The 23,765-nt window shown below is 52.1% G+C and carries 24 protein-coding genes; 9 read left to right on the top strand and 15 right to left on the bottom strand.

Annotated elements, in window-relative coordinates:
* Positions 1-130: 130 nt before the first annotated feature.
* The 4 genes from Pyrde_RS10560 to Pyrde_RS10565 all read right to left on the bottom strand — a co-directional run bounded on the left by Pyrde_RS10560 (position 131) and on the right by Pyrde_RS10565 (position 5,732).
* Positions 131-943, bottom strand: coding sequence for a cytochrome c3 family protein (locus tag Pyrde_RS10560; protein ID WP_180385502.1), 813 nt, complete (start codon positions 941-943; stop codon positions 131-133).
* Between the two features lie 194 nt (positions 944-1,137).
* Positions 1,138-3,099 carry a hypothetical protein gene (locus Pyrde_RS01325; protein WP_055407544.1) on the bottom strand — a complete coding sequence of 654 codons (1,962 nt, stop codon included), beginning with the start codon at positions 3,097-3,099 and terminating at the stop codon, positions 1,138-1,140.
* Between the two features lie 17 nt (positions 3,100-3,116).
* A complete protein-coding gene (locus tag Pyrde_RS01330) occupies positions 3,117-5,012 on the bottom strand; it encodes a hypothetical protein (RefSeq protein WP_055407546.1) in 1,896 nt (631 codons plus the stop codon).
* A 15-nt stretch (positions 5,013-5,027) separates the two neighbouring features.
* On the bottom strand, positions 5,028-5,732 hold the full coding sequence (locus tag Pyrde_RS10565) for a hypothetical protein (RefSeq protein WP_143522196.1): 705 nt from the start codon (positions 5,730-5,732) through the stop codon (positions 5,028-5,030).
* A 587-nt stretch (positions 5,733-6,319) separates the two neighbouring features.
* Here Pyrde_RS10565 and Pyrde_RS01335 point away from each other — a divergent pair.
* The 3 genes from Pyrde_RS01335 (at position 6,320) to Pyrde_RS01345 (ending at position 9,608) form a co-directional block, all read left to right on the top strand.
* Positions 6,320-7,246, top strand: a complete 927-nt coding sequence (locus Pyrde_RS01335) for a hypothetical protein (protein ID WP_055407548.1) — start codon at positions 6,320-6,322, stop codon at positions 7,244-7,246.
* A 210-nt stretch (positions 7,247-7,456) separates the two neighbouring features.
* The gene (locus Pyrde_RS01340; protein ID WP_055407549.1) at positions 7,457-8,980 is read left to right on the top strand and encodes a hypothetical protein; all 1,524 of its coding nucleotides are present in this window, start codon (positions 7,457-7,459) and stop codon (positions 8,978-8,980) included.
* Positions 8,958-9,608 carry a hypothetical protein gene (locus Pyrde_RS01345; protein WP_143522197.1) on the top strand — a complete coding sequence of 217 codons (651 nt, stop codon included), beginning with the start codon at positions 8,958-8,960 and terminating at the stop codon, positions 9,606-9,608. Before Pyrde_RS01340 ends, Pyrde_RS01345 begins: the two co-directional genes overlap by 23 nt.
* A 23-nt stretch (positions 9,609-9,631) precedes the next feature.
* Here Pyrde_RS01345 and Pyrde_RS01350 read toward each other — a convergent pair whose 3' ends face one another.
* The 6 genes from Pyrde_RS01350 to Pyrde_RS01375 all read right to left on the bottom strand — a co-directional run bounded on the left by Pyrde_RS01350 (position 9,632) and on the right by Pyrde_RS01375 (position 14,699).
* Entirely contained in the window at positions 9,632-10,003 is a 372-nt protein-coding gene (locus tag Pyrde_RS01350) for a NifB/NifX family molybdenum-iron cluster-binding protein (protein ID WP_055407553.1), read from the bottom strand.
* A gap of 384 nt (positions 10,004-10,387) precedes the next feature.
* The gene (locus tag Pyrde_RS01355; protein ID WP_055407555.1) at positions 10,388-11,389 is read right to left on the bottom strand and encodes an amidohydrolase family protein; all 1,002 of its coding nucleotides are present in this window, start codon (positions 11,387-11,389) and stop codon (positions 10,388-10,390) included.
* Between the two features lie 132 nt (positions 11,390-11,521).
* Positions 11,522-12,475 (bottom strand): pyruvate synthase subunit PorB, encoded by a 954-nt coding sequence (gene porB / locus Pyrde_RS01360; RefSeq protein ID WP_055410590.1) that lies wholly within the window; start codon positions 12,473-12,475, stop codon positions 11,522-11,524.
* A gap of 54 nt (positions 12,476-12,529) precedes the next feature.
* Positions 12,530-13,777 carry a ferredoxin oxidoreductase gene (locus tag Pyrde_RS01365; protein WP_055410592.1) on the bottom strand — a complete coding sequence of 416 codons (1,248 nt, stop codon included), beginning with the start codon at positions 13,775-13,777 and terminating at the stop codon, positions 12,530-12,532.
* Positions 13,778-13,782: 5 nt separating this feature from the next.
* On the bottom strand, positions 13,783-14,124 hold the full coding sequence (locus Pyrde_RS01370; RefSeq protein WP_055407558.1) for a 4Fe-4S binding protein: 342 nt from the start codon (positions 14,122-14,124) through the stop codon (positions 13,783-13,785).
* Positions 14,121-14,699 (bottom strand): 2-oxoacid:acceptor oxidoreductase family protein, encoded by a 579-nt coding sequence (locus Pyrde_RS01375; RefSeq protein ID WP_055407559.1) that lies wholly within the window; start codon positions 14,697-14,699, stop codon positions 14,121-14,123. The genes Pyrde_RS01370 and Pyrde_RS01375 overlap by 4 nt, the downstream gene beginning before the upstream one ends.
* A gap of 427 nt (positions 14,700-15,126) precedes the next feature.
* On the opposite strand from Pyrde_RS01375, the gene Pyrde_RS01380 reads away from it, so the two are divergent.
* Both Pyrde_RS01380 and nadA read left to right on the top strand, forming a co-directional pair.
* Positions 15,127-16,026, top strand: coding sequence for a hypothetical protein (locus Pyrde_RS01380; RefSeq protein WP_055407561.1), 900 nt, complete (start codon positions 15,127-15,129; stop codon positions 16,024-16,026).
* Between the two features lie 116 nt (positions 16,027-16,142).
* Positions 16,143-17,072: a quinolinate synthase NadA gene (nadA, locus tag Pyrde_RS01385; protein ID WP_055407563.1), complete on the top strand. Its 930-nt coding sequence runs from the start codon at positions 16,143-16,145 to the stop codon at positions 17,070-17,072.
* Positions 17,073-17,146: 74 nt separating this feature from the next.
* Here the strand turns inward: nadA and Pyrde_RS01390 are convergent, their stop codons facing one another.
* Genes Pyrde_RS01390 through Pyrde_RS01400 form a run of 3 tightly spaced genes read right to left on the bottom strand, consistent with a single transcriptional unit; the run spans position 17,147 to position 18,744 of the window.
* Positions 17,147-17,485: a DUF4405 domain-containing protein gene (locus Pyrde_RS01390; protein WP_055407565.1), complete on the bottom strand. Its 339-nt coding sequence runs from the start codon at positions 17,483-17,485 to the stop codon at positions 17,147-17,149.
* A 51-nt stretch (positions 17,486-17,536) separates the two neighbouring features.
* Positions 17,537-17,935, bottom strand: a complete 399-nt coding sequence (locus Pyrde_RS01395; protein WP_055407567.1) for a hypothetical protein — start codon at positions 17,933-17,935, stop codon at positions 17,537-17,539.
* Positions 17,936-17,988: 53 nt separating this feature from the next.
* Entirely contained in the window at positions 17,989-18,744 is a 756-nt protein-coding gene (locus Pyrde_RS01400) for a hypothetical protein (RefSeq protein WP_055407569.1), read from the bottom strand.
* Positions 18,745-19,066: 322 nt separating this feature from the next.
* Here Pyrde_RS01400 and Pyrde_RS01405 point away from each other — a divergent pair, with 322 nt between their 5' ends.
* From Pyrde_RS01405 to Pyrde_RS01420, 4 genes are all read left to right on the top strand, one after another.
* The gene (locus Pyrde_RS01405; RefSeq protein ID WP_143522198.1) at positions 19,067-19,687 is read left to right on the top strand and encodes a hypothetical protein; all 621 of its coding nucleotides are present in this window, start codon (positions 19,067-19,069) and stop codon (positions 19,685-19,687) included.
* A 25-nt stretch (positions 19,688-19,712) separates the two neighbouring features.
* Positions 19,713-19,994 carry a winged helix-turn-helix domain-containing protein gene (locus Pyrde_RS01410; RefSeq protein WP_143522199.1) on the top strand — a complete coding sequence of 94 codons (282 nt, stop codon included), beginning with the start codon at positions 19,713-19,715 and terminating at the stop codon, positions 19,992-19,994.
* Between the two features lie 375 nt (positions 19,995-20,369).
* On the top strand, positions 20,370-20,867 hold the full coding sequence (locus Pyrde_RS01415) for a hypothetical protein (RefSeq protein ID WP_055407575.1): 498 nt from the start codon (positions 20,370-20,372) through the stop codon (positions 20,865-20,867).
* 358 nt (positions 20,868-21,225) lie between these two features.
* Positions 21,226-22,164: a ribose-phosphate diphosphokinase gene (locus Pyrde_RS01420; RefSeq protein WP_055410594.1), complete on the top strand. Its 939-nt coding sequence runs from the start codon at positions 21,226-21,228 to the stop codon at positions 22,162-22,164.
* A 275-nt stretch (positions 22,165-22,439) separates the two neighbouring features.
* Here Pyrde_RS01420 and Pyrde_RS01425 read toward each other — a convergent pair whose 3' ends face one another.
* Both Pyrde_RS01425 and Pyrde_RS01430 read right to left on the bottom strand, forming a co-directional pair.
* A complete protein-coding gene (locus Pyrde_RS01425; RefSeq protein WP_055407577.1) occupies positions 22,440-22,988 on the bottom strand; it encodes an ATP:cob(I)alamin adenosyltransferase in 549 nt (182 codons plus the stop codon).
* Between the two features lie 81 nt (positions 22,989-23,069).
* Positions 23,070-23,756 carry a diacylglycerol/polyprenol kinase family protein gene (locus Pyrde_RS01430; RefSeq protein WP_055407579.1) on the bottom strand — a complete coding sequence of 229 codons (687 nt, stop codon included), beginning with the start codon at positions 23,754-23,756 and terminating at the stop codon, positions 23,070-23,072.
* Positions 23,757-23,765 lie beyond the last annotated feature (9 nt).

Raw genomic sequence — 23,765 nt, forward strand, 5'->3', positions numbered from 1 at the left:
TCTAGGTCGCCTATTGACTTCCCACCTTACACACATTTATACTGTTTATCTAAATAGTATCAACCACATATTATTTTATTCATCTTGGTTGGTGTAGCTAAAAGAAAAGATGCTTAAATGGAGCAACTTATTACTTCCTGTGACACTCGGTGCATCTATCGTCGCTTATGTCGATTTCTGGCAAATCCTTGTGGCAGTCTAGACAGGTTTTGCCTTCGAGGGCACCAACATAGCATTGTGGATCTAGTGGTACATTCCATGTTGCGGTCTCTCCGTGACATCTATAACATTCTACGCTAGGCCCTGCAACTTCTTTGATTATATCCAGTACCTCTGGAGGTAAATTACGTGTAACATTCTGCTCCTCTAGAATAGTTATAGCAAAGGCATAACGGTGATAGCCTTTGTGTTTTTCAAGCATTCTCTCCAAGTCGTGGCATTGTGTACAGTCGCTATTATGGGGCTTTAGTAGATGGCTTGAGTGACAAAATGTGCAGCTGTCAGCTATCTCTGCAACCTCTAAATGTATATTGTGGAGTGGTAATTTCGCTAAATCTTCACGTCGGTGACATTGCAGACATTCATCTTCAATATGCAGCCGTGCCTCGAGTCTGAGTTCCTCGGGATCCGGTGCCTGGCCTGTTATTGTTAGGTATAACTCGCGTATTGTACCCTGAGCTGTTTCTAGATCAAAGACATGGCATACATGACAGTTGAACTGTCTATGGGGAGATTCTTGGAATTCTTCATAGAAGGGCTTCATAACGTGACAGGTAGCACAGAAAACATTAGCAGCTGGACTGTGTTCAAAGAATGCCCATGCTGCATAACCTACCAGGATAATTAACACTACTAGCGCAACATTCACAGGTGTAGCTTTCTCCTTTAGATATGTTGTGATCTTTGAAATTGTTGAAGATATTTTAGCTTTGAGCCCGGTCAACAATGTTATATCCCAGCAGCTCGGGAACCCTTCGGGATTATTAAAATTAACATAGGAATAGCGAGGTCTGCAGATACGGTAAAAAATATTAAAAACGAAAAAATAGATATAAATGTTATAATAGTATCCGGAGATATATAATAGAAGAAACGCTCAGCTATTCGCCACGATAGAGTTTACCAGGCTTATTGCTCTCAGATAATGCTGCTTAGGAGGCTACGTATCCTGCCGCCGAGATCGCGCACAGACTGGAGACTAGAGACAGCAAGTGCTGCAGCAATGAACGCAATAACTATGGCTGTTTGCTCCCACGTTGAAAGACTACCGAGAAAGCCAGTGGTCTTCCCAGTACCGGAGCCTATAGGGCGAGGTATACGTATCTCCATTGACTCTAGGCTCAGTTTAGGACAATCGGTGTGAAGCGAGACACCTAGCACATGTATATTGCTGCCTGGTTGCAGCCATAGCTGAAGTTGTTCAGGTTTAACGTAGACTCCATAGTCTCCTTCTACTAATGCTATACGTGCGACTGGCGCCTCAACGAAGTAGCTATTAGCCTTGTCTCCACGCCCTACAAGGATAAATACATCACCAGCACAACCGGTATAGTTTCCAGTATTTACGCCACGGAAGACTATGAGGAGGCCCCGGCTGGTATCAATATTGTCTTGGTTGTTTAGGAAACCGTAAGCTATCAGTCTTGGTACGTCCTCCATGGTGAGACTACGCTTGAGTCTATTTACCTCGGAAAGAATGTTGTATTCCTCCCAGCTGCTCAGCTCAGCTGTATGATCATAGAGAACTTCCTCAAGTTTCTCGAGCCTCTTGGTGTAGTATGGCTCGCCTGGCGAGACCATAGCCTCGATATGATAACTATCCACTATGTATTTGAGGCCGGTCAATACTGGCAAGGTTAAATTAAACTTAGCAATACTCCCATCATCAAAAATAACGGCTACAGGCAAGATGCTTTGCGTTGTATTAACAGGTAGAATCGCAGCTATCTCTAGCTCAGCCGGACTAGTCTTGGAAATATTCCAGAATAGAGCGCCCTCAACGATGCCTGCCACTGGCCTTGCTGGTATCATGTCTGTAAATCTGACTACCCAGACAGCTCGATTACCGTCAACGAGTTTTACGGTAGCATTGCTAAAGACTGCTTTTCTTGGCGGTAGTGTTAGTGCTATACGACCACCCAGGAGGCCAACAATATTAACGCTCTTCTTCTCTTCAGTAGTGTTTACTGAGATTATAAGCTTGGTTATTAATGCTGGCTTCTTGGGTACGAGATTATGTAGTGCTATAGGCTTCTCGCTGTAGATGTAAACTGTCTCATTAAACATAGTATTATTGGTAGCTATACCCTCAAGGGTAATGGAGATATTGAAGGGTATCTTTGACTCCGATGTAAGGGCGACGGGATTTACATATAACCGGTAGGCTTCGAAGAGGCTTGGCTCGCCAACAATGTATACCTCGGCGAAGCGATAGCCTTTCATATTATTCAGACTGCATTTGACTAGCTTAATGTCAGTTAGTTTGCAATCGATTTTAGGAACATAGGCTAGATAGTTGGGGGATACGGTGAGCGGGAGCCCGTTATCACGGAATGCCCTGGCAAGATCTACTGCCGCGACAAGCAATGTATTGTTGCCTTTTTCGGCAAGCACTACGAGCTCTAACGTATTCACATTGTATATGTGAGGACCCTCTCCCCGACTATGTGGTAACAGTCGAGATAGACTAACACCACCGATAGGTCTCAGATAATATACGCCGCGCGAAACCTCTCCATCATCACTAACAATACTGTAGAAGAGAATCACATGTACAGCATTTAGCTCCCCTAGGAAACTTTTCAGCCGATTAGTCCTCATAGTTACTATTAGGCGTATATCCTCTGCCAATGAGATATTTTCGTTTTTATATAAACCCTTGAAGCTAGCAGCTACTGAGCCGATAAACTTGCCATCGACATAGAAGCCAACAATTAGCTTCGAACCTCCCTGCTTTGCTATAATGGTTTTAGCAAGTGGTACACCAGCACTAGCTTCCCTTGAGCTATTTGCGGCAGCTAGGTGGGTAGAAGCAGAGATGAGCACCGATAATAGGAGTAGACTAGCTATACTAGCTAACTGGAGTGTCCGCGGGCTCATAATGGCATCAATCCCCGCTATCTCGGCTCTAGTGGATAGCTGTTCATATAGCTGAGCAACCGAGAGATTAGAGCCCAAGCGTATAAGTGTTCGGCCTCGTATATGAGTGTGTTAATACGTGCATTATTGTTCTTTAGTGCATAAAGTAAACGCTCTACGTAGTAGTGTTGGACTATACCTGCCGGCTCACCGAGCCTTATAGAGGCAAGGAGTATGTATGGTAGTCGCTCGCTCCAGAGCTCCTCCACACCGGGATGTAACGCGAAGAATGTAAGCGAGTACGCTAAACTCTTCACTGCATGATCTATTGCACTAGCAGGATTGCTCTCGAGCTGACGGGCAGCTATAGAAGCTTCATATAGAGCAGCATTGGGTAAGTTAGAGCGTGCTTTTCCTGTCACAGATACTAGTAGAGCGTAGCGTGCATACTCTGCAGCTGTATCTACTATCTTCTCTGCAGCAATTTTCAAGTCCATAGTGCTTCTAGTAGTGTTGCTATCCGCGAGGCCGGAGTCTCTATAGACTTCACTGAGTACAACAAGTACTGCTATAGCCCGTGTGTAGTAGGATACTGCGCTACTATACTCGCGTATAGCAGCCTCGACGAGTTCAGACCTAGCACCAAATATGTCCAAAGCGTGCTCAATCTTTAGGGCTGAAGAGATCTTGCTATCACCACTAGCTATCAGCGAGGACGCTCTAGCGTATGCTGCCAGCATGCTACCACTAATGCGTGTCACGTCAACAGTATCTAATAGTCTACGTGCCATGCTTCGTAGCATCTCTGCATAACCCTTGGTTATCTGGTAGCCGTTTTTGCCGTACACTAGGTAGACTTGGGATAGCGATGATAGTGCAGCTGCATAATAGTCTACTGCTACAAAACAGTAACCATTCCTCCTTGCATCTTCTGCAGCATCTATGTAGCCAAGTGCTTGAGCTAATTGCCTTACTACTATGTCGCGTAGCTGGGGCCGGTCTATATACGATAGCAGGCTTCGTGCCTCAAGCTCGATTCGGGTAGAGAGCCTGGCAAGATACTCAAGATAATCACGTAGTATAGGGCACGCACTATCCCAGTAAAGACTCCAGAGGACGGTCCCGACATCGTTGTAGTCTAGACTCTGGTTAAAGAACTCTAGTATGCTGACAACCGGGATAGCGTTGCTAACCTTAACAGCTTCGGCGGCTACACCACAATCGCTAGACACGAAAGGTCCCATAATGTTGACCCGGCATACACGCGACAGTTCATACTCTGAGCCACGGCCATATAGAAGCCTATAGCCAGCCTCCTGTGCACCTTCAGCCTTCACTTCTAGACCGCCTACAGCACCTACAAGCCCATCTAGTCCGAGCATACCAGTAGCTATGTATCCGTTGCCGACGGGCACTCCAAGGGCACGAAGGAAAGCCAGGTATATCTCAGGGCTAGCGCTGGGACCAGCAACAAGTGGCTTAGAGCCATTTACCGGCTCTATCCGGACATAGTAGTCAAAGGCCCAAGGACTGTGACCTATAGTTATAGCTGCAAGATAAGCGGCAAACTTTGTAGACAACATGAATGATTCGTCGAAACCTACGCCAGTGGCGACAAGGGTTCCATTGCCAGGCTCGACTTGTACATAGACACGATAGAACTGAGGAACGTTATCGACGTACCCTATCACGAGGGCTGATGAGGAGCCGTAGCTGGGTTCAAGCTTTGAGCCGGGTACGAACTCTATGGCTATTGATGATATATTTAGAGGTGTGGTATGCGCTATTGATGAATTTGAGGATCCACCTCCAAGGAGAGGTATTGTGGGCTCATATGCTAGGGCAAGACCCCCCATCACTAGAGCGACGGCTATAATGCCGGCTAGGGCTACGAACCAGTCGCCTACAGCTGCTCCAGCTTCATGGGGGGTCAAGGCTAGACACCGTGCTCAGCGCGAATGACATCGTAGACAATCATCAACGTTAGTTACAGGCTTGAGTGAAGCATGGCAGTGGAAGCAGCCGAATCCTTCTACACTTGCACGAAACGCGCTTGCGGGTATTGGTATTTCCCATAGTGCTTGCTGTGAATGACACTGGCCACACACTATTACGCCGCGCCGGTACTGCTCAAGAGCATAACTGTGGAACCCGCCATGACTTGACCGGATATTCTGCATATTGTGGCAACTGAGACAATCGCTAGGTGTAGGCTTAACCTCGTGGCTAGAGTGGCAAATAGTACAACTCTTAGCTGTCGATATTACGCGGAAATGAACAACGTGTATTGCTTGTTGCTGTAGTGTCACCGGGCTATGACAGCTTGTACACTCCTGCTCCATTCTCATCTTGCGTGCCTGGAGCTCATACATGTCGACACGGATAAAACCCATCTCGGCAGCTATACCCCTAACATACATTGATAACGGTGGATCATGACATCTTGTGCATTTAAAGTTCTCGTGAGGAGTTCCCTGAAGTTGCTCGGCAACAGAATCCATTAGATGGCACGAGCGGCAGAACCCATTAACTATATTGGTATCGTTCCCACTCCACATAGCATATACACTCATGATTACGACTGCAAACGTTATTGCAGATACTGCTATCATTCTTCTACCCTTTATAAGCTGTACTAGCCCAGACCCGTTCATGATTGTTCACCTTTAGCTGCTAGCATCTATGCTTGTAAATTATGTACTGTATTAGCTTCCTAAGTCGGTCATTCTCCATTCTTCTCTATCCCCACAGTTCATGTTTTTTATGATGCGTGCAAAAGTGCTGTGTTCTGTACGAATTCGGAGCTGTCAGCATGCAATGCCATTATTAATTATTTTACAATTACCTTCATGTAATTTTGCGGGCTACAAGCTACCCTTAAATAATCCTATTCCCGTATAGATATAAAAACGCATAAAAAATAAATAAATAGCTGTAAACACTCCGCTTAACAGCTATTTATACCATTAGCATAGTTATGTCGTTGTAAAATTTGCAAGCACCTACAACTGTCTACGTTGTTTGAATATAGTGAGATATACAATGATAGATGCGCGATAGGAGGCTGTTGCAACACCCTATGTGCCGAGGCAAACATTATGTTAAATTGATGCATTTCTTTATTAAAATTACTGTAACATGATAAATGCGATAAATGGGAGATAGTATTTATACCCAAATACGGCATCAAAACCTAATGAGAGTGATGAATGGTACGAATGATGTTAAACGGGGGATAAAAATGAAGGTTCGCACCTCCCTAGTTGGGGCAATAACTCTCATAGCCATATTAGCTCTAGTAGCATCAGCGACGCCGGCTGCGGCTAGCGAAGCGCTACTCCGTGACCATCCAACAGTATGTTATGGCTGCCACTCAGCAAACATAACAGATACAACTGTAGGCCCACACGACGTGAAGGCAGCCGAGAATGCATGGTTCTACTGTCTAACGTGTCATTCTAGTGCAAATAACACTGGCCTCTGGAGCGGTTCAATATGGGGCACAAACTATGGCGAGCCGGCGCCGGCCGCTGGCGACTACGTACCAAATAGCGTACATGGACAGATAGGCTGTAAGTGCCATACAATAGTGCACGCAGGCTTCAACATAAACCCGACAGTCGGTGCTGGCGTGTGGATGTACTACTATCTACCAACAGTAAATGGAGGTGCAGCGGCACCGAATCCAAATGACCTGGTAAAGTACGTAACATTCTATAACGGTACTGGATTCTACACAAACGACACCAGCACTGCAACAGTTACCAGTACAACGCTACAACTATACTACGACACGGGCACGAGTGCTGTACCAGTAGATCCGACGAATATGACTGACGCCAAAGTGTACGTGGGCTGGTTCTACATAAACGGTAGCGCGCCTAGCGGTGTCAGCGAGAGGTTCTACATATGTTTCAACTGTCACTTCCTAGTAGAGAGTCCAGCAGGCCTAGGCATGTATAAGATAGAGAACGGTATAGTGAAGATAGGTATACCCGCCGAGGCACTGCAGCTCAATCCGCACGCGATAACTGAGGATGCCCTACAGCAGCTACTCTCCAGTGGTGAAGAGGGCTTCGCTATCGAAGGCTTCCCGGTAGCAGCTGCTGGCATAAACATACTGGCATCTCTGGTACTATTTGCGATCGTACTTTCCCGGAAGAAATAACAAGGCAGTTAATATTTTTGTTAATCGATCATCTCTAACATATTTTTGCATTTTGGTGAAACCCGTGTGATAGTATTGTTTTATCATGTATTCTAGGTACTATTACGGCAGATGTTGAAAGTATCTACAATAGCGGATAATCCAAATGCTTGTCTCCGCCTACTCCCAGGCTTCATTGTTGCCAGAGGTTAGGGGCATAGGTGCTGTAGAGTGCTGCTGGTTGATGTAGGACTTATTGGGCTGTCTCTCGTAGCGCTGTACTATGTTCTAACCGGTAAGTGGGAGCCTGGATTTGCTTCTAGGTTCACGTTCATAGCTTTCGGGCTCCTTGCCCTTCTAGGGGAGTACTATGGTGACGGATATGCTGGCATTGTTGTGCCGGTAGCTCTAGCTCTATTGCTTATACATTTATATGGCTGGGATGTTGCGTTCTATGCGAGTACACTCTATGGTTACTCGTATGGATTAACGATGATCGGCAATAGCTCTGATTGGATGGGCTCGCTTGCCCTAGGCCTGGTATATTCGGGGTTCGTTGCACTATTTTCTGTGTCTATTCATGTGCCGGGATGTAGAGGCTCGGAGAAGCGCTGTATGTCTGCTATAGTGTATTCAGGTTTTACGCTTGCAGCCGCCTATGTACTGTATATATTCTCTGCTATAGCCTACATCTCTAGGGTTCCCGACCATCGTGTGCTGTATGGATTCCCTGTTACCGCTGCTGTATCGATTATCGAGCCTTATGCTGGTATCCTAGCGTCTCTCGTCTACGTAATAGTTGCTGGCATGTGGCTGGGGGTAACTGTGGGACTAGCAGCGCTAATGACTGTAGGGTTAGTGCTACTGTTGTATGTAGCCCGTCACTCGCTACTAGGGGGTATTGGTGACGTCAAACCTAGGGTGGCTATTGCCGGGCTTATCTGGAGCCTCATATCGGTGTGGTTGATGGCGTCTCCTCCGGAGAAGCTAAAGATTGTGGGTATAGTGACCGGACTCGGCCTATATAACTTTAGTCCAGTAATATATTACTACGTCTTCGGCCGGCTAATACTCGCTCTTGGCGTCATCCTCGTGGAGTTCTTGCTGGTAGCAGTTATGTGGCCCTCTCTGGGGCAGTTGGGCTTTCTGGCTGCAGGCAGCCTTCTAGCAGCTATTGTTGTCCTTAAGAGGCTCGGCGTAGCTAGGATATTGCCCTATATCGTTGCGGGTCTTATCGTAGTTGGAGGCTATACTGCTTCGTTGCGCGGGGAAGTGAAGATTCATAGTGGCAGCTATAGTATAACCCCAGGAACTCAGATACAGCTGCATGGGGTCAATTGTACACTTGACCTCACGGATACGAGGTATAGCAATGGCTGGGCCGAAGCAGTTTACAGCCTCCAGGACTGTGATGGTGTTTTCTGGTTGAAGTTGAGTGACTTCGAGTGGACTAGTGAGCCAGCACTAGGCTACACCTTGGCTGGAAGCGGTTGCGTCTATGCTATCGACCCGGCGCCGTCGCCTACACAAAGGGCTGAGGTACAGTTATGGCTGCTTACTGGTACGGAGCCTCGGCTTGAGGATGCACCGGTCGAGCTTATGTATAGGGAGGTGTGTGGTGTAAACTGGGTAGTTGCTGCTACAGTCATTATACTAATGCTACCGGTCGCCCGACTAGTAGCGGTGCATGCAGAGCGCATTGAAGACCTAGTCCGTAGGATGGTGTGGCGGCTTGGCTCTGGTAGGCGGAAGTAGAGAATGGACTAGACGGCAACGCCTAATGCTGCTAGCGTTCATAGTGCTAGCTCTAGTAGGCCTCGTCGAGGCATTCTATCTAGCTACACCGGAGACGCAACTAGCTGTCTGTAAGAGCTGCCACGCCGACGTTGCAGCGATCCTAGAGGCTGGCAGCCATAGGAGTGTAGCAGAGGAGCAAGGATGCCGCGTCTGTCACCAGGATGCTGAGCCGCTAACTATACCCGACATGCTATCCGGGAGCTTCCAGGTGAGGGTCTCTACTGGTAGCAGGCCATGCCTGGCATGCCACTCGGAGATCCCTCATAAGCCGGGACTCCATAGTAGTCATGCATTCGTGTCTCAGAACTTCGGCTGTACAGTCTGTCATGACCCCCACGATCCTGCGATAAGGAAGCCATGCCTGGGCTGCCACGAGCGCTCGACCATGCTTGAAGCGCACAACTTCATGCACCAGGGAGCTTCCCCCGACTGTACTAGATGCCATTTCGGCCCCGGGAAGCCGTCTCCCTACCCCAATATTCCCGGTCATGAGCTCTCAGGTGATGTCAACTGCTTTAGCTGCCATGATGTGGCTGTAACACCGCCAGACATAGTCCGGGTCGACTGTGCCAACTGTCACCGCTAGAATGCTAGGTGAAGGTCTTGGGATTAATTAATGCCGAGCATCTCTTCCACTATTGATAATGCTTCCTCCACGGTTGTTCCAGGCTTCACAATCACCACACGGAGTCCCTGGCTCTCCATGAACTCCTTCCCGCCGGGCCCGAACGCGGTGGCAACTAGATGAGTGCAATCACGGTTTAGCTCTAGTATGCGTCTCCGCTTTTCCCCGTGTCTATGGCCGCCATGATGACCGTGATGGTGGTGCTCGTGGCCGGCATATGGGTTCTCAACACGTCGAATAAGCCTCCATCCATCCTCTTCACGGACATAATGGAGGTAAAACCGTGCATCTCCGAAGTGCCCTATCTTAACATGCTGCCCATCATCCGTAGCTATAGCCACGCATACCTGCTTCATAGCAGACCCCAGGGAGACTACCGAACCACCTAGTCCTCTCTTAGCAGCAGCTACGCGTAGTGCAGCAGAGCATCGTAAACGAGCAACCTTGAGAACAGAACAAACTCTACTTGACGATATGATATCTGTTTCTAAGTCACGTGATTATAGGAATCTTATGGGTTCCTGATCGCGTGTAACTAGTACAACATCATCGTAAAGAACTGTCGTGTAGAGTATACAGATTGTGTCTGTGTGTCCTAGCGTTTACTAGTTTGATAACAACTTAAGCATTAATAATAGCTGCTATTCCCTGCCTAGGGCTAGCAGACGCCTGCTACAAGGTACCGGGAATAGGTGGGCAGAGAGAAGCCACAATATAGTGCTAGGCGTCCGCAGCTGCCACTACGGCGGTTCTATCGGCCTGCATTGCTGTCCGAGTATCTCCTCTAGGTTCTGGTACATCATTGCCTCGAGTGCTCTTCGGCTCGTCACGCCCCTAGATATAGCGGCTGCTGCTAGCCTCGCTGCGCTACGGGCTGGAGTGTCCTCCTCTACTACGGGATAGTCGCTGCCGTGGAGAATCCGCTCCGGGGATAGACTCCCCAGCACTATCTCTAGAACCTCAAGTGGCACGGCACTCGTGTCAAGGTAGACGTTGGAGTAGCGGCGGGCTAGCTCAATAGCCTCCCTGGTATAGACGCCAGGCGCGGCTGCGCTGTAGCCACCACAGTGAGCTATTATCACCGGCACATCACGGTACGCTGCTATGTACTGCTCCAGCTTGGCTGGGTTACCAAGCGCACAGAACACAGGGAGCTCCCAGAGCCCCGGGTCGCAGCCAGCGTGGACGAGTATGGGTGCTGCTCTTTCGTTAGCTGCCTCGAAGACTGCCTCGACTTCCTTTGAGTCGGGCCAAACCATGTGGAGTGTAGTTATCAGTTTGAGTCCACGATAGCCACTGCTTAGCCGGCCCCGCGCCCGGCTATAGGCCTCCATAGCGCCAGCGCTGGGTTCGGGATCGGCGTAGACTACCAGGTCGGCGCCGCTGGTTGCCGCAGCCTCTTTAGGATCTATTGCTCTAAACCGGGAGAGAAACATCACGGTTTCGGTGAGGAGTCTGCTCGGGGACTCGTAGTGCTCTAGCAGCCACGGAGCTAGCTTCTCGAGAACAGGATGAGATAGTTTCCAGGCGCGAGGGAGGAGCCGGGAGGCTTTCTCGGAGACGAGTTGTATCGGAGGCCTTATCTCTATTACCTGGGCTAGAGAGACACGGTAGCCTGCCAGTTCTAGTGCAAGCTCCCATGGGCTACGTCTGTCTAGCAGATGAACGTGTGCGTCCGCTATACACGGTAGTTCTTCTAGCAGTTGTAGTGCCTTATCTAGTAATGGCAGGGCCGTGTACACCCCATGCTAGGGAGAGTATACACCGGCATCTTTAGACAAGGGACGATATGCTATAAAGGTAGTTTCTCGACGATAGTCGGAGTTATAGTAGTACAAGGATGGGTGTTGGAAGACTATTTAAAAGATCAAAGCCTACTCAACGACGGGACCTATCGCCTCCTCGCCTACCCAGCGGTTTATCTCCTCTACGTACTGGTCCACCATGCGCTGTATCTGCTCTATCTCCTCGTCAGTCAGGTGGCGGAACCTGCCTTGAAGCTTTAGGTAATGGCGGACGTGCTTCCTCTTGGGCACCTTCACCGTTACTCTGGGCTTGCCGTTCTCTATCTCGAGTTGTACCCACATGCCGGTCTGTACTGCTAGCCTCGCGACCTCTATTGTGTGCTCGTTCTTTATCCTCCAGCCGGGAGTGCAGGGCGAGAGCACATGTACTAAGCTGGGCCCACGGGTCTCGAAGGCCTTGCGGAACTTCTCTATCATGTCAGTCGGGTAGGCTGGGTTAGCCGTCGCTATGTAGGGTATGCGGTGAGCCAGCGCTATACCGATTATGTCCTTTTTGGGCCTCATCTCGCCCCTCATACGCTTGCCTATAGGTGTTGTAGTCGTCCAAGCACCGAGCGGGGTCGCACCACTCCTCTGAATACCCGTGTTCATGTAGGCCTCGTTGTCATACACCACGTACATCACGTCGTGGCCGCGCTCGAGCATGCCGCTGAGGCTCTGTAGGCCTATGTCGAAGGTACCACCATCGCCTGCTATCGCTACAACCTTTATTCGGCGGTCAGGGTTTAACACACCCTTCCTTTGGAGTGCCTTAATTGCGGCCTCTATGCCGCTCGCTACTGCGCCAGCGTTCTCGAAGGCCAGGTGTATCCAGGGATTCTTCCAGGAGGTCCTGGGGAATAACGTCGTGGTTACCTCGACACAGCCTGTAGCCATGGCTATTATAGCGTCCTTACCTAAGACTTTCATCAAGTGCCTCATTATCAGCGCTGCTCCGCAGCCCTGGCACATACTGTGGCCAGGGGCGAACCGCTCTTCACGAGGTATATCCCATACTGTGCGGACAGGCTTTGCGAGCGCCATGCCGGGCCACCCCATTTCTAGCTGAGGGATTCACATGGTAAAACTATGGAGGGGCTAGTGGAGCTTAGTGCGGCTTCTTACTCCGTAGAATAGTGTGCGGGTCTCGCTCCGGCCGCTCCGGGCCATCTCCTGGAGCTTCTTGAACATCTCCATGACCTCCCTGACGAAGATGTCTCTGCCGCCTAGACCGTGGACGAAGCTTGCCATCGGCTTAACCATACCCCGTACTGCTAGCGTTGAGGCGACGTCCAGGAATAGCGGCCCCTCTAGTGGTGCACCGAAGGATACAGCGCGGTCGAGTACACCCACAGCTGCTACGTTCTCTAGTGCCTTGGCGAGCTGGTCGGCGGGGAACGGCCTGTAGACCCTTATCTTCACCATGCCGGCTTTTACGCCCTCTTCGCGTAGCCTGTTTACAGCGGCCTTGACGAGGCTAGCGGTCGCGCCGAGGCTGACTATAGCCACCTCAGCGTCGTCCATCATGTACTCCTCTATGAAGCCGTAGCTGCGGCCGAACCGCTTCTCGAACTCCCGTGCAGCCTCCTCTATGACGCGGGGCGCCTCTCTCATAGCCATTATCTGCTGCATCTTTATCTCGTAGTACCAGTTCGGCGCGCCCAGGACGCCGAAGGTCATGGGCTGGTCTGGGTCTAGGACGGGGCGGTAGCCACGCGGCCTCTTCACTGCGTAGCTTAGCACCTCGTCGCGAGGTATCAGCTCGAGGGGCTCTACTGTGTGGCTTAGTATGTAGCCGTCGAGTGTGACTACCGTGGGTAGGAGCACGTCAGGGTGCTCGGCGATATAGTAGGCCTGGATGAGGTTGTCATAGACCTCCTGAACGTTCTCGCTGAATATGATTATCCAGCCGGTGTCCCTCATACCCATGGCGTCGCCGTAGTCGTTCCAGATGTTTATTGGGGCGCTGAGCGCGCGAGTAGCGAGAGCCATTACCACGGGCTGGCGGAGGCCGCTAGCTATGTAAAGTATCTCATGCATCAGCTCTAGGCCCTGGCTGCTCGTGGCTGTAAAGACGCGGGCACCGGTGGCAGCAGCCGCAACCACGGCACTCATAGCACTGTGCTCGCTCTCTACGTGGATGACCTCGGCGTCTAGCTCGCCGTTAGCGACCATCTCTGTTATCTTCTCGGCTATCTGTACCTGTGGCGTGATCGGGTATATCGCCGCCACGTCTATGTCAGCGTCACGGGCTGCCAGCGCAGCTGCATGGTTACCCTTGGCAGCTATTCTCCGGGACTCCCTTGCCTTGGGCTTCTCCTGGGTCTTGACCTCCACTGCGGCCATACGGATCACCTCTCCTCCGGAACCATGTCTATGGCCTTTACGGGGCACTCGTAGGCGCAGATACCACAGCCCTTACAGTGGGCGTAATCGACCTTGAAACTGATCTTGAATGTGCGGCCCTTGCTGTTTGTGTACTCCTCGTCTACCTCTAGTATCGCGCCGTCTGGACAGTAGACCCAGCAAAGCCTGCAACGGATACACTTATCCTGGTTGATGACCGGCTTGAAGGTCCTCCAAGCGCTAGTGTCAACCTCTTCGGTGCTGCCAGGCCAGGGGACTATGCCGGCGATGGGAGCGTCCTCCCAGGCCTCAGGGTACTTCTTCCCGAGGAAGCGTTCGAGGCTCACAGGCAGACCACCTCCGTGGAGGAGTAGGCCTCCTCTACAGCGCGTAGGTTGGCCTCCGCTATGCGGGGCCTCTCGCTAAAACGCTCCTCTATGCTACGCTCGAGCGAGTCGAGCTCTACGACCTTCGAGGCGCGAACGAGGCTGCCGAGCATAGACGTGTTCACGATTGGGGCGCCTAGGTGCTTCAGCGCTATGCCTGTAGCGTCTACAACGGCTATGCAGCGCGGTGGCTCGAGCCCACGGCCCCGTAGGAGCTCGGCTACCTCCTCCGGCTTCTTCTTCGTGTTTACCACGAGTAGCCCGTCGCGCCGGAGCCCCTTCATGTATATGCTCGGATCTAGGCTCGAGTCGAGAACTACCACTATGTCTGGCTCGAGTATAGGCTCGCGTTCGAGTATCGCCTTGTCGTCAATACGGGTAAACGCCAGCACTGGTGCACCACGGCGCTCTGCACCATACTCGGGAAAGGCCATAGCGTACTTGCCTTCGCTTATCGCGGCTGCTGCAAGAACCTCAGCTGCCGTGACTGCACCCTGGCCTCCACGGCCATGAAACCTAATCTCTACACGGGGCATACCAAATCCCACCTATACGGCTCCATACGCTCCTCTAGACGCCTGGGGCTTGCAGCCCCTTCCCAAGGGGTTTCTACACGATAAAACATTAAGAGCGTTAAACTCTAGATTTACTCAGCCCCTAGCACAGAGTCCCTGTCCTACCCTAGCACCCCCCTCTAACTAATAACCTCTACCCGCTACACAGCGTCCACACATAGTAGCCTACTTGCACAGTAGTCGAACCACCCCATTTCAGCAAATGTACTATTGCCGGATCAGCGTCTTCAATGCAGTAATGTAATATGCTCAAATAATGGAATCCCTAGGGCAGCTAACCAGGTACGCGAGACCCCAATGGCTAGTGTATATACAGCAGTGGCGATATCGTAATAGTTAGATACGTGTTAAGCGTCTTCGCGGCTAAATTCAACTCGAGGGATGATAGATGACGCTATACGGGGATCCTGAATGGGAGCTTAGCAATGCACCAGAAGTGTTGCGACGTCAGCTAGAGTCGACAAAACCCGTTCTGGCTAGTACGGAGTGTATTGCAGCTGTGGGAGCTGGCGACAGCTACGCAGCCGCAGTAGCGTTAGAGGCCTGTAGCCGGGGTCGGGCGTGGGCGCTTGACCCCCTAGATGCTGTCTCGACAGGGAAACTCGAAAGACTTATCCGCAACGGTTGTACACTCGTTGCTCTCAGTGTCGGTGGGCGAACGAGAGCTGTACTTGAGGCCGCCAGGATCTACCGGAGTCTAGGTGGCATCGTCGTAGCCGTTACGGGCTCAGATACACCCCTAGCTAGGCTGGCTGACGGGGTGATAGAGCTCACATATACAAGGCTCGCAGCTGGGATAGGCGCATTAAGGCACCTCGTCATGCTCGCTGCTCTCGCCGCCTCTCTCGGTGAAAACCCGGGGCCCATCGAGACCCCAAACATTGACTGTAATGCCCTCTGGGCCGGCATACACGCGGGGGCAGGGGAGGCGTATAGTAGCGCATTATTCGCCGTACTGAAGCTCTATGAGGTGTATGGCCGGCCCGCCCGTTACGAGAGGCTTGAGCAGCTTGTACACGCCCCAGTCTACAGCACGGATAGCGTGACGGTCTACGAGTCCTCCATCGCACCCGCTGGGAGGCAGAAAGAGGTCGTAGATACGCTACATGCAGCTGGCCTAAGAGTCTACACTGTGCCCTGCTCTGGGGGCTGCTGGGGCACAGTCCTCGGCCAGGCGCTGGCCGTGCTCAAGTGCCTCCAGGAGGCCGCGAGAAGGGACGGGATAGCAGAGCCCCGTTACCGCTCCCACCCAGGGCTCGAGAGGCTGACCAGGCTGATATACGAGTAATAGAGCAGTTTACGGCACCGTCCAGGGCGGATAGGGGCTCAATACCGGTTCTGCTGGTCTAGAGTCGAGTTGATAGGGGCTAAGCTGTCCTAGAGACGCGTCCCTGGGGCTTGGGGATGCACAGAGAGCTTGTCGAGAAGCTCGAAACGCTCCGCCGTAGGCGGCGCGCTGTTATACTCGCGCACAACTACCAACCGCCAGAAGTCCAGGACATAGCCGACTTTGTGGGCGACAGCCTAGAGCTAGCAAGGAAAGCTATGGAGACTGATGCAGACGTCATAGTGCTCGCTGGCGTCAGATTCATGGCCGAGACGGCTAAGCTACTCAACCCTGACCGGATAGTCCTCCACCCCGTCCCGGACGCTGGCTGTCCTCTTGCAGACTTCCTGACAGTCAACGCTATCCGTGAAGCACGCCGGGAGCACCCCGGAGCACCAGTCGTGCTCTACATTAACTCCCACCTAGACGCTAAGGCTGAGGCAGACTACATCGTCACGAGCAGTAGCGCGGTAAAACTGGTCTCGATGCTGGAGGACGATACTGTGCTCTTCGGCCCTGACCGCAACCTAGCAGACTATGTCGCTGAGAACCTTCCCGGTAAGCGGATAGTACCAGTACCGCTTCACGGCCATTGCCCCGTACACCAGTATCTCATCACAGCACGCCACGTCGAGGAGGCCCGGCGCCGCTACCCCGGAGCCAGGGTGCTAATCCACCCCGAGGCACCCCGGGAGGCACGGAGACTAGCAGACTACGTTGGGAGCACGAGCCAGATGGTACGCTACATAGGCGAGACCGGGGCCCAGGGCACCTACCTGCTAGGCACAGAGGAGGGCCTAGCATACCGCGCCCGGAAGCTCTACCCTACAGCAGACGTGAAGCCGCTAAACCCTAAAGCAATCTGCAGAAACATGAAGAAGATAACACTGCGCAGCATAGTAGAAGCACTCGAGCGCCTTGCACCACGGGTAGAGCTAGACCCCGTTCAAGCCAAGAAGGCGCGCGAAGCAATGGAGCGGAGCCTAGAGATGTTTAAGAAAAACTAGGCTTGTACACGGACTCTAATCCCATCGTGTTAAGTGTCTGCATAGATTCCTAGTCTTTCGCCTCTTCTAGATCTTTAACTCTTAGCTACTTCTGCCTCCTTGCGGCCGGTCTTCTGGGTGCTAGCAGTCTTTACTACTGTTGACCGGTGTCGAGGCCTTATCAGGCCGAGATGATACAGTAGTCCACGATAGTTGGTATACACGTGTACTATTGCAGCACCAGCTGCAGCAAACCCAGCATAGACGTGAATGTCTGTCCATAAGTCCTTGGTTAGTCCAAGTGCTGTTGCATAACCGCTACCAGGGCCTCTTGGCATAGTTTCTAGTAGGAAGCCTGATATCAGAGTTAGGAATCCTAGGCTAACCAATAGTATTACAGTTATCCTGCGTGCTAACAATATTATGTTTGCCATATGAATTCACCCCAGCTCTAGAGCACGTGTAATCAAATTGTGTTGATAGATTTAGCCTTCGGTGTATGCAATAAATCCTGGGCCTTCGATACGTTGAGCAACTATACCCCAACGACTACTCTCCTTATACTCCACGGTAATTTTCACTCCAGGTTTTATGTATTGTGATATGAGGTCACCAGCCCATACATTCTCATGCTTAGCGCCGTCAATCTCTACTGTCCAGTATCCTCGTACTGAGATCTCTTTCCCATCTACAACGATATACAGTTTCTCGGGATCCACAGACTTTACTATACCATGTATGATGCTCTCTGCTTCGCCTTCTTCCTGCACATTTGGGTTAAAACTCCAAAGGTATGGTGCAACCCGGTCAGCATAGAGCGGAAACAAGGCTACAAGTATACCGGCCACAACAGCCACTATGAGGCCTACATGTATGTTCTTCATGCAACTCCACCCATAATCCATTAATCCATGGGCGATTATTACAACGGTCGTGGCTAGGATGTGTCTCCTAGGTATGTTTTACAAAGCTCCAGAGCGTATTCTGGAACCTCGTGAATCTTCTGTGCCTCTATTCTACCTGTATCAAAGAAGCCTTTAACTACTTGAGCATGAAGCTTTATTACCTCGAATGCACAATCATTGTTAGCGACTTTAACTATTTTTACTGTCGTATCATTGAGCCACTTTATTTCCGTATGCACATACTTGCTTGTTATCGCAGCATCTACTCGGAACAATGGATCAAACGGCCTGGGGTTGCCACCATGTTCGACTACACATTCCATCTGCATTACATGGCTTACTAGTGTTTCTAGTGCAGCCTTATCCGGTGCTGATATTATCCATATTAGTGTCTTGTTTTCTGGAAACTCCATTAGCTTATAGTTGAAGATATCGTGGTTATCGAAGAGCCATTTAATGTTCTGGCCAATTGGTTTATCGTTTAGGCCTGCAGTAATACATGCAGCTTGAATTGTGCTATTCATCTGCATCATGCCGTTGCCTGGACCATGAGGACCCATACTAGTCGCAATGGTAGTTGCAGTGGTTGTAGTCGTGGCTCCTGTCGTCTGTGTATATGCCGGCATAGTATTGGTGGTCGTCATTCCTGGTCCGTGCGAGCTAGGTGGTAGTGTAGATACTTCAGTGCTAGTTACTTGCGGCTGTCCATAACGGAATGTGTATCCTGCCATTATGCCTACAGCTGCTAGTATACCTACGAGTGCTATTATTCCTAACCTAGAGGGCATTCTTGCCACCCTAGCAATTGTCTCGTTTATTCTACTCTTCCAGGTATCCTTGGCTACTCTAACTACTTATACATCTCACGCACCTTTTGTCTAGACGATTTGTCTATCAATTTTTTATATGTTTAGAGAGAAATATTGTGTCGTGCCTGGGAGAGGCACTATAGTGGGTTGGAACCTCTGTAGGCCTGGAGAAGGGGTAGACGTTATTGGAGTACCGGTAGCGAGTTGATGAATCATGAATTGGCACATGACAACGTACATGGGGCCGCATGGGGGTCACGGAGGTCCGCCATGGGGTAGACCCTATCCGTGGATGATGCATTTGCATGAAATGGGTACTGGTATGGCTGCTACAGGGCTAGGCTGGATCCTGGGAATTCTCTACCTTGTGTCGGCTGTAGCAGCAATTGGTGTATCCTTCCTCCTCTATCGCGGCTACTTGGTCTCGGGGGATCGGAGGCTAGCTTTGCTGGCTCTCGGATTCGGGCTTGTGGCTGCAGGCTCTGTTATGGACCTGGCTACGGGCATAATTGTCTCTACGAGTCTTAGCTGGCTCGCCTACATGATTGGCTACATGGTAATGCTGGCTGCACGCGATGTAGCTGAACGTGCTGGGGCAGAAGCGTACACAGCTACACCTCTAGCTCTGGCCACATGGCCGCCCACTATTGCTCCCTATCACTACGCGCCCGTAGCGATGATGGGTTCCGTGATTGCAGGCATACTGGCATTGGCGGCATTTCTCGGGATGCCGGGTAGGCTACGTGCTGCCGGCATAGGTGTCGCTGCTAGTCATCTATTGGAGGCAGTAGCGCTGCTAGGCATACTTTACCCTGGACTACTTATAACAGCTGTTGCTCTACGTGCCACATCACTAGCAGCTATGACATTGGTGCTTGTCTTGGCTGCACGTGCGCCATCCACGGGCCGGGACTCTGCATGAGACATCTCGGAGACTGGTGGATGGTATGCCGTCGAGGAGGCGGAGCCGGGCGCGGATAGTCTACGAGATACTCTCTACGCTCTCGCGGGAGGGTTCTATGCCGCCTACACGGCTCTCATACGTAGCCAGGATGCCTTATGACAGATTTGCGCCGCTACTAGAGCAGCTCGCAGAGAAGGGTCTAGTAGAGATGTATGAAGAAAATGGGCGTCGGCGGGTTCGGATAACCAGGGAGGGCTTAAAGGCTCTACGTGAGCTATCCGCGGCTCTCCAGGTGCTCCAAAAGCTTGGTCTCGACGAGTACTAGCCGCCAAGTGATATGGCGGGATACTCTGAGCCTAGCCTGCTCTTCATACCCTCCCGGCGCCGCAGGGGCCCGGGAGAGTCAGAGTGTGGGGGTCTCCTAAGTCTTCATCGTAGTTAGTCTTGTGCCAGGGATCCCATGGATATTGCTCCCTAGAGAGTACTTAGGTGCTATAAGTTACAGCACTATGGTAAAAGGGTTATTAGAGGCTATAAGCTACATAAGGGTTGCCGTCAATATACGGCTACTCTTATCCGATTCCTGAGCTGGTGTACAATAAAGTCCTAGTCCTCGGGGAATTGTTATAGAACTAAGTTGAAGAACCCAACTCTATATAACTTGGTGAGGTTTTGTATGCTGTATTAACTGGGGTTTTATGTGGAGGAGGCACGGGAGGTATTCAACAACCTTGTAGAAAAGACGCTAGAGGCGCTCATGCTCCTAGAACGTATTACCGGTATGTCTATCTCGCGCGAGAAGCTTAACCGTGCTATCTATAGTGCAGTTAACGTGATATTGCATGAACTTAGCCATGCTTCGATACAAACGGTTTATCCGGAGTTAGACTCTATTCGGGAGATAGATGAGTATCTTGTCCTCTGCATAGAGGAGGTCGGTGCAAGGCTATTGGAGGTCTACGTGGCGGCAAGGATAGGCCTACCTGCCCAGAGCTTCGAAGAACACGCTAACGAGCTAAGCTGGTTCCCCGTCTTTCGGGGCAGGATAAACTCGCGGCTTCTCGAAAAGCTCTACAATGAGATGACGGAGGCCATACGGAGGAACATGTTTCGCGACTTTGTGACAGGAGAATTGCGTGACACTTGCCGCCGCATAACAATGTCGTTGGGAGGGCCACGCATAGCCGGTATACGATAGTGAAAACTCAGGACTAATCCCGTTTACAGTAGCCACGAGCCCTAGTCTAAGACAATAACAGCAACTGCTAGTATATTTGTGGAACAAGGGGTTAAGTAGCTAGCTATATTACGGTATTGTATTCCTCCGTTTCTCGAGTAGGTGCACGTTAAGGGCTCGGCCTCACCTTGCGACACCCATACCGTCTGCCGACGGATACGTCATGTCGGGTCTAGCAGGATTCTTAAGCTAGGCTGAGAAGTACAGACTACATCTCTTCTTCCGATACTTTTCACGCTAAAGGGGTTCTAACCCCATGCATGGGAACCGGGTATAAATCGCCAGAGTAGTGTTAGCTGCTGCACTCCTGGGGAGCGTTGTGCACCGCTACGTAGTCGTCGCTGCGCCCGGTCTCCCGAGAAGCCTAGCTGAGGGCCTCGCAGAGAGCCTTGGAGCTGAGCTAGTCTGGGCTGAGCATAAGCTGTTCCCCGACGGCGAGAGCTATGTGAGGATATCCGCTGGCCTGGAAGCAGCTACAGCCATTATTGCATCGACAGGATACCCGGAGCCTACGCGCCGGCTCTGGGAGGCAGCACTTCTAGCCGAGGCCGCTCGGGGCCTGGGCGCGAGCCACGTGGTAGCATTCATGGGCTACCTCCCGTATAGCCGGCAGGACCGCCGCTTTATCCGCGGCGAGCCGATCAGCGTGCGGACTGTACTCTCGCTACTAGCCTCCAGCGGCGCCGAGGCAGTAGCCACAGTTGACGTCCACAAACCTACTAGCCTCACCTGGTTCCCAGGGCCCGTAGCCAACGTGGACCCGAGCCCTGCTTTTGCGGAGAAGCTCCGCCCACTACTAGAGGCTGCCGAGAAGGTTTACGTGATAGCCCCCGACCGTGGCGCACTACCACGTGCCCACCGGCTAGCCGAGAGGCTTGGCGCCGCGTTCGACTATCTGGAGAAGCGCCGGGACCGTGTCACCGGCGAGATAACAGTGAAGCCTAAGACGCTAGACGTTAGGGGCGCGGCAGTGGTGCTGATAGACGATATAGTGAGCACTGGAGGCACGATGGCTAGGGCCGCATCTATGCTTCTCGAGCAAGGCGCCGAGACGGTGGTAGCAGCTTGTACTCACGGCTTATTCGTTGGCAATGCTATCGAGAAGCTCCGCCGCGCCGGGGTCTCCAAGATACTAGCCGCAAACACTGTGGAGCCCTCTGAGGGCGTAGAGACCGTGGATGTTAGCCGTCAAGTGGCGGAGGCAATAGACCAGCTCCTAGAGACCCTGGCAGGCTATGAGCAGGAGAAGCCAGCATAGCTAGTGGGAATCATAGTAGACAAGTATGGAGAAGGTGAGTGCCCGCGGCCTCTAGCGCCGGGCCCGGGGTCACAGCCCGCCAGAGGCGGCGGCCTCGCCCCCGGGTGTCGGCCGAGGCGCCGTGCCTTCTCCAGGTCTACCCGGGGCTTACTTGGATAACGCCCGGGAGCGCCAGCGGAGGCTAGAGGGGCGCGCTCAGCCGTGTACCGTGCGATGCCATCCGGGCGTTTCTTTAATGGGGGTAAACGTTCTGCTGGGCCAGTCTCCTGACCCTCCTAGGCTAGTTCGAGGATGCTCCGGGCTGTCAGCTTCTGGCTCGCCGGGGCCTTGGCGCAGAGGCTCCAGTGTATTGTGTAGAGCGTATAGCTAGCCCTTTCGAGAAGCACTGAGAGGAGCTGAGCCATGTCGCGGGGGATTACTCCCTCGCTGTGGGCGCGTGCTACTAGCCTGTCGCCAGCCCGGAGCCTGGTCATCGCTAGGACTATGTCTGGGTCTTCGGGTGTGCAGCCTGTTAGGCTCCAGCCGCTGGGCTGCTCGAGCCCCTCCCCAGCCTCCTCTATGAAGCGTAGCGGCTCTCTAGGGTCTACGGAGCCTGCGAGGACTCCTGGGAGGAGTCTTACTGCACGCTGTAGCTTGTAGAGCCGCTCGGCTAGCCCGGGGTCGCGGGGCTCCAGCTGTACCCGTGCCCTGGCTATCAGCGCCTCGGCCTCCTCGAGGACACCGTAGAACTCTATAACGGGGCTGTGCTTCGGCAGCCTTACCAGCCGGCCCGCTATCAGCGCCTCTGTCTCTAGGCCGATGCAGCTGCCGCCGGCACTCGGCACAGGAGAGCCCCGTGTAGTAACACCCTATAAACAGGGTATTTATCGGCATCTATGTGGCCGATTCTCCGGCTCCATTACGGGCTAGGCTGGTAGTATTCCAGCCTGGTGGGCTGTGAGGAGTATAGCTAGACTTACTGCAGGCACACTAATATTATCATCTATAAGACCACTCTTCTCAGCTAATGCTGCTGCTAGGGCTGCCAGGCCGCCAGCTGCCCCGAACACTATTAGGCCGACTGGTAGGCTTACTGCTAGGAAGCCTACTGTGCCGTCCCAGCTCTTGACGCGGCGGCGCTGCCTTATCCCCCTTATTATCCCGGTTACGCCGTCGCCAAAGCTCATGAGGAAGAGCGGGAATACTGCTATCCTAACGTCAAAGGGCCAGGCTAGGAAGGCGGCCAGGCCCCAGCTTACACAGTAGTAGACCTCGCTAATATTGCTGGGATCCTGGAACCAGGTCATAAGGCGGCCCATGCGGCGAGGGATGTAAACATAGGCGGCGAGTATGAGACCGAGGATGAGAGGCGTCCAAGGCTCCCTGAAGAGGAAGGGCACTAGGAGTGCTACGAATCCGCCGGCAGCCATGTGTATGACTTTGCGTGCGAAGTATACCCCTACGCCTTCGCCCCAGCGGCTACGCGCCCAGAGGTAGCTCCACCGCGACAGTCCGTGGACTACGAAGAGAACCCATGCTGCAAGGGGTAGGGCCCTCAAGAGGTCCTGGAGCACTAGCTGGGGGCTTACTAGGTAGGTATCGAGTATAGGCAAGTCTGCTCA

It is taken from the genome of Pyrodictium delaneyi (assembly GCF_001412615.1).
In the GTDB taxonomy this organism is placed as follows: domain Archaea; phylum Thermoproteota; class Thermoprotei_A; order Sulfolobales; family Pyrodictiaceae; genus Pyrodictium; species Pyrodictium delaneyi.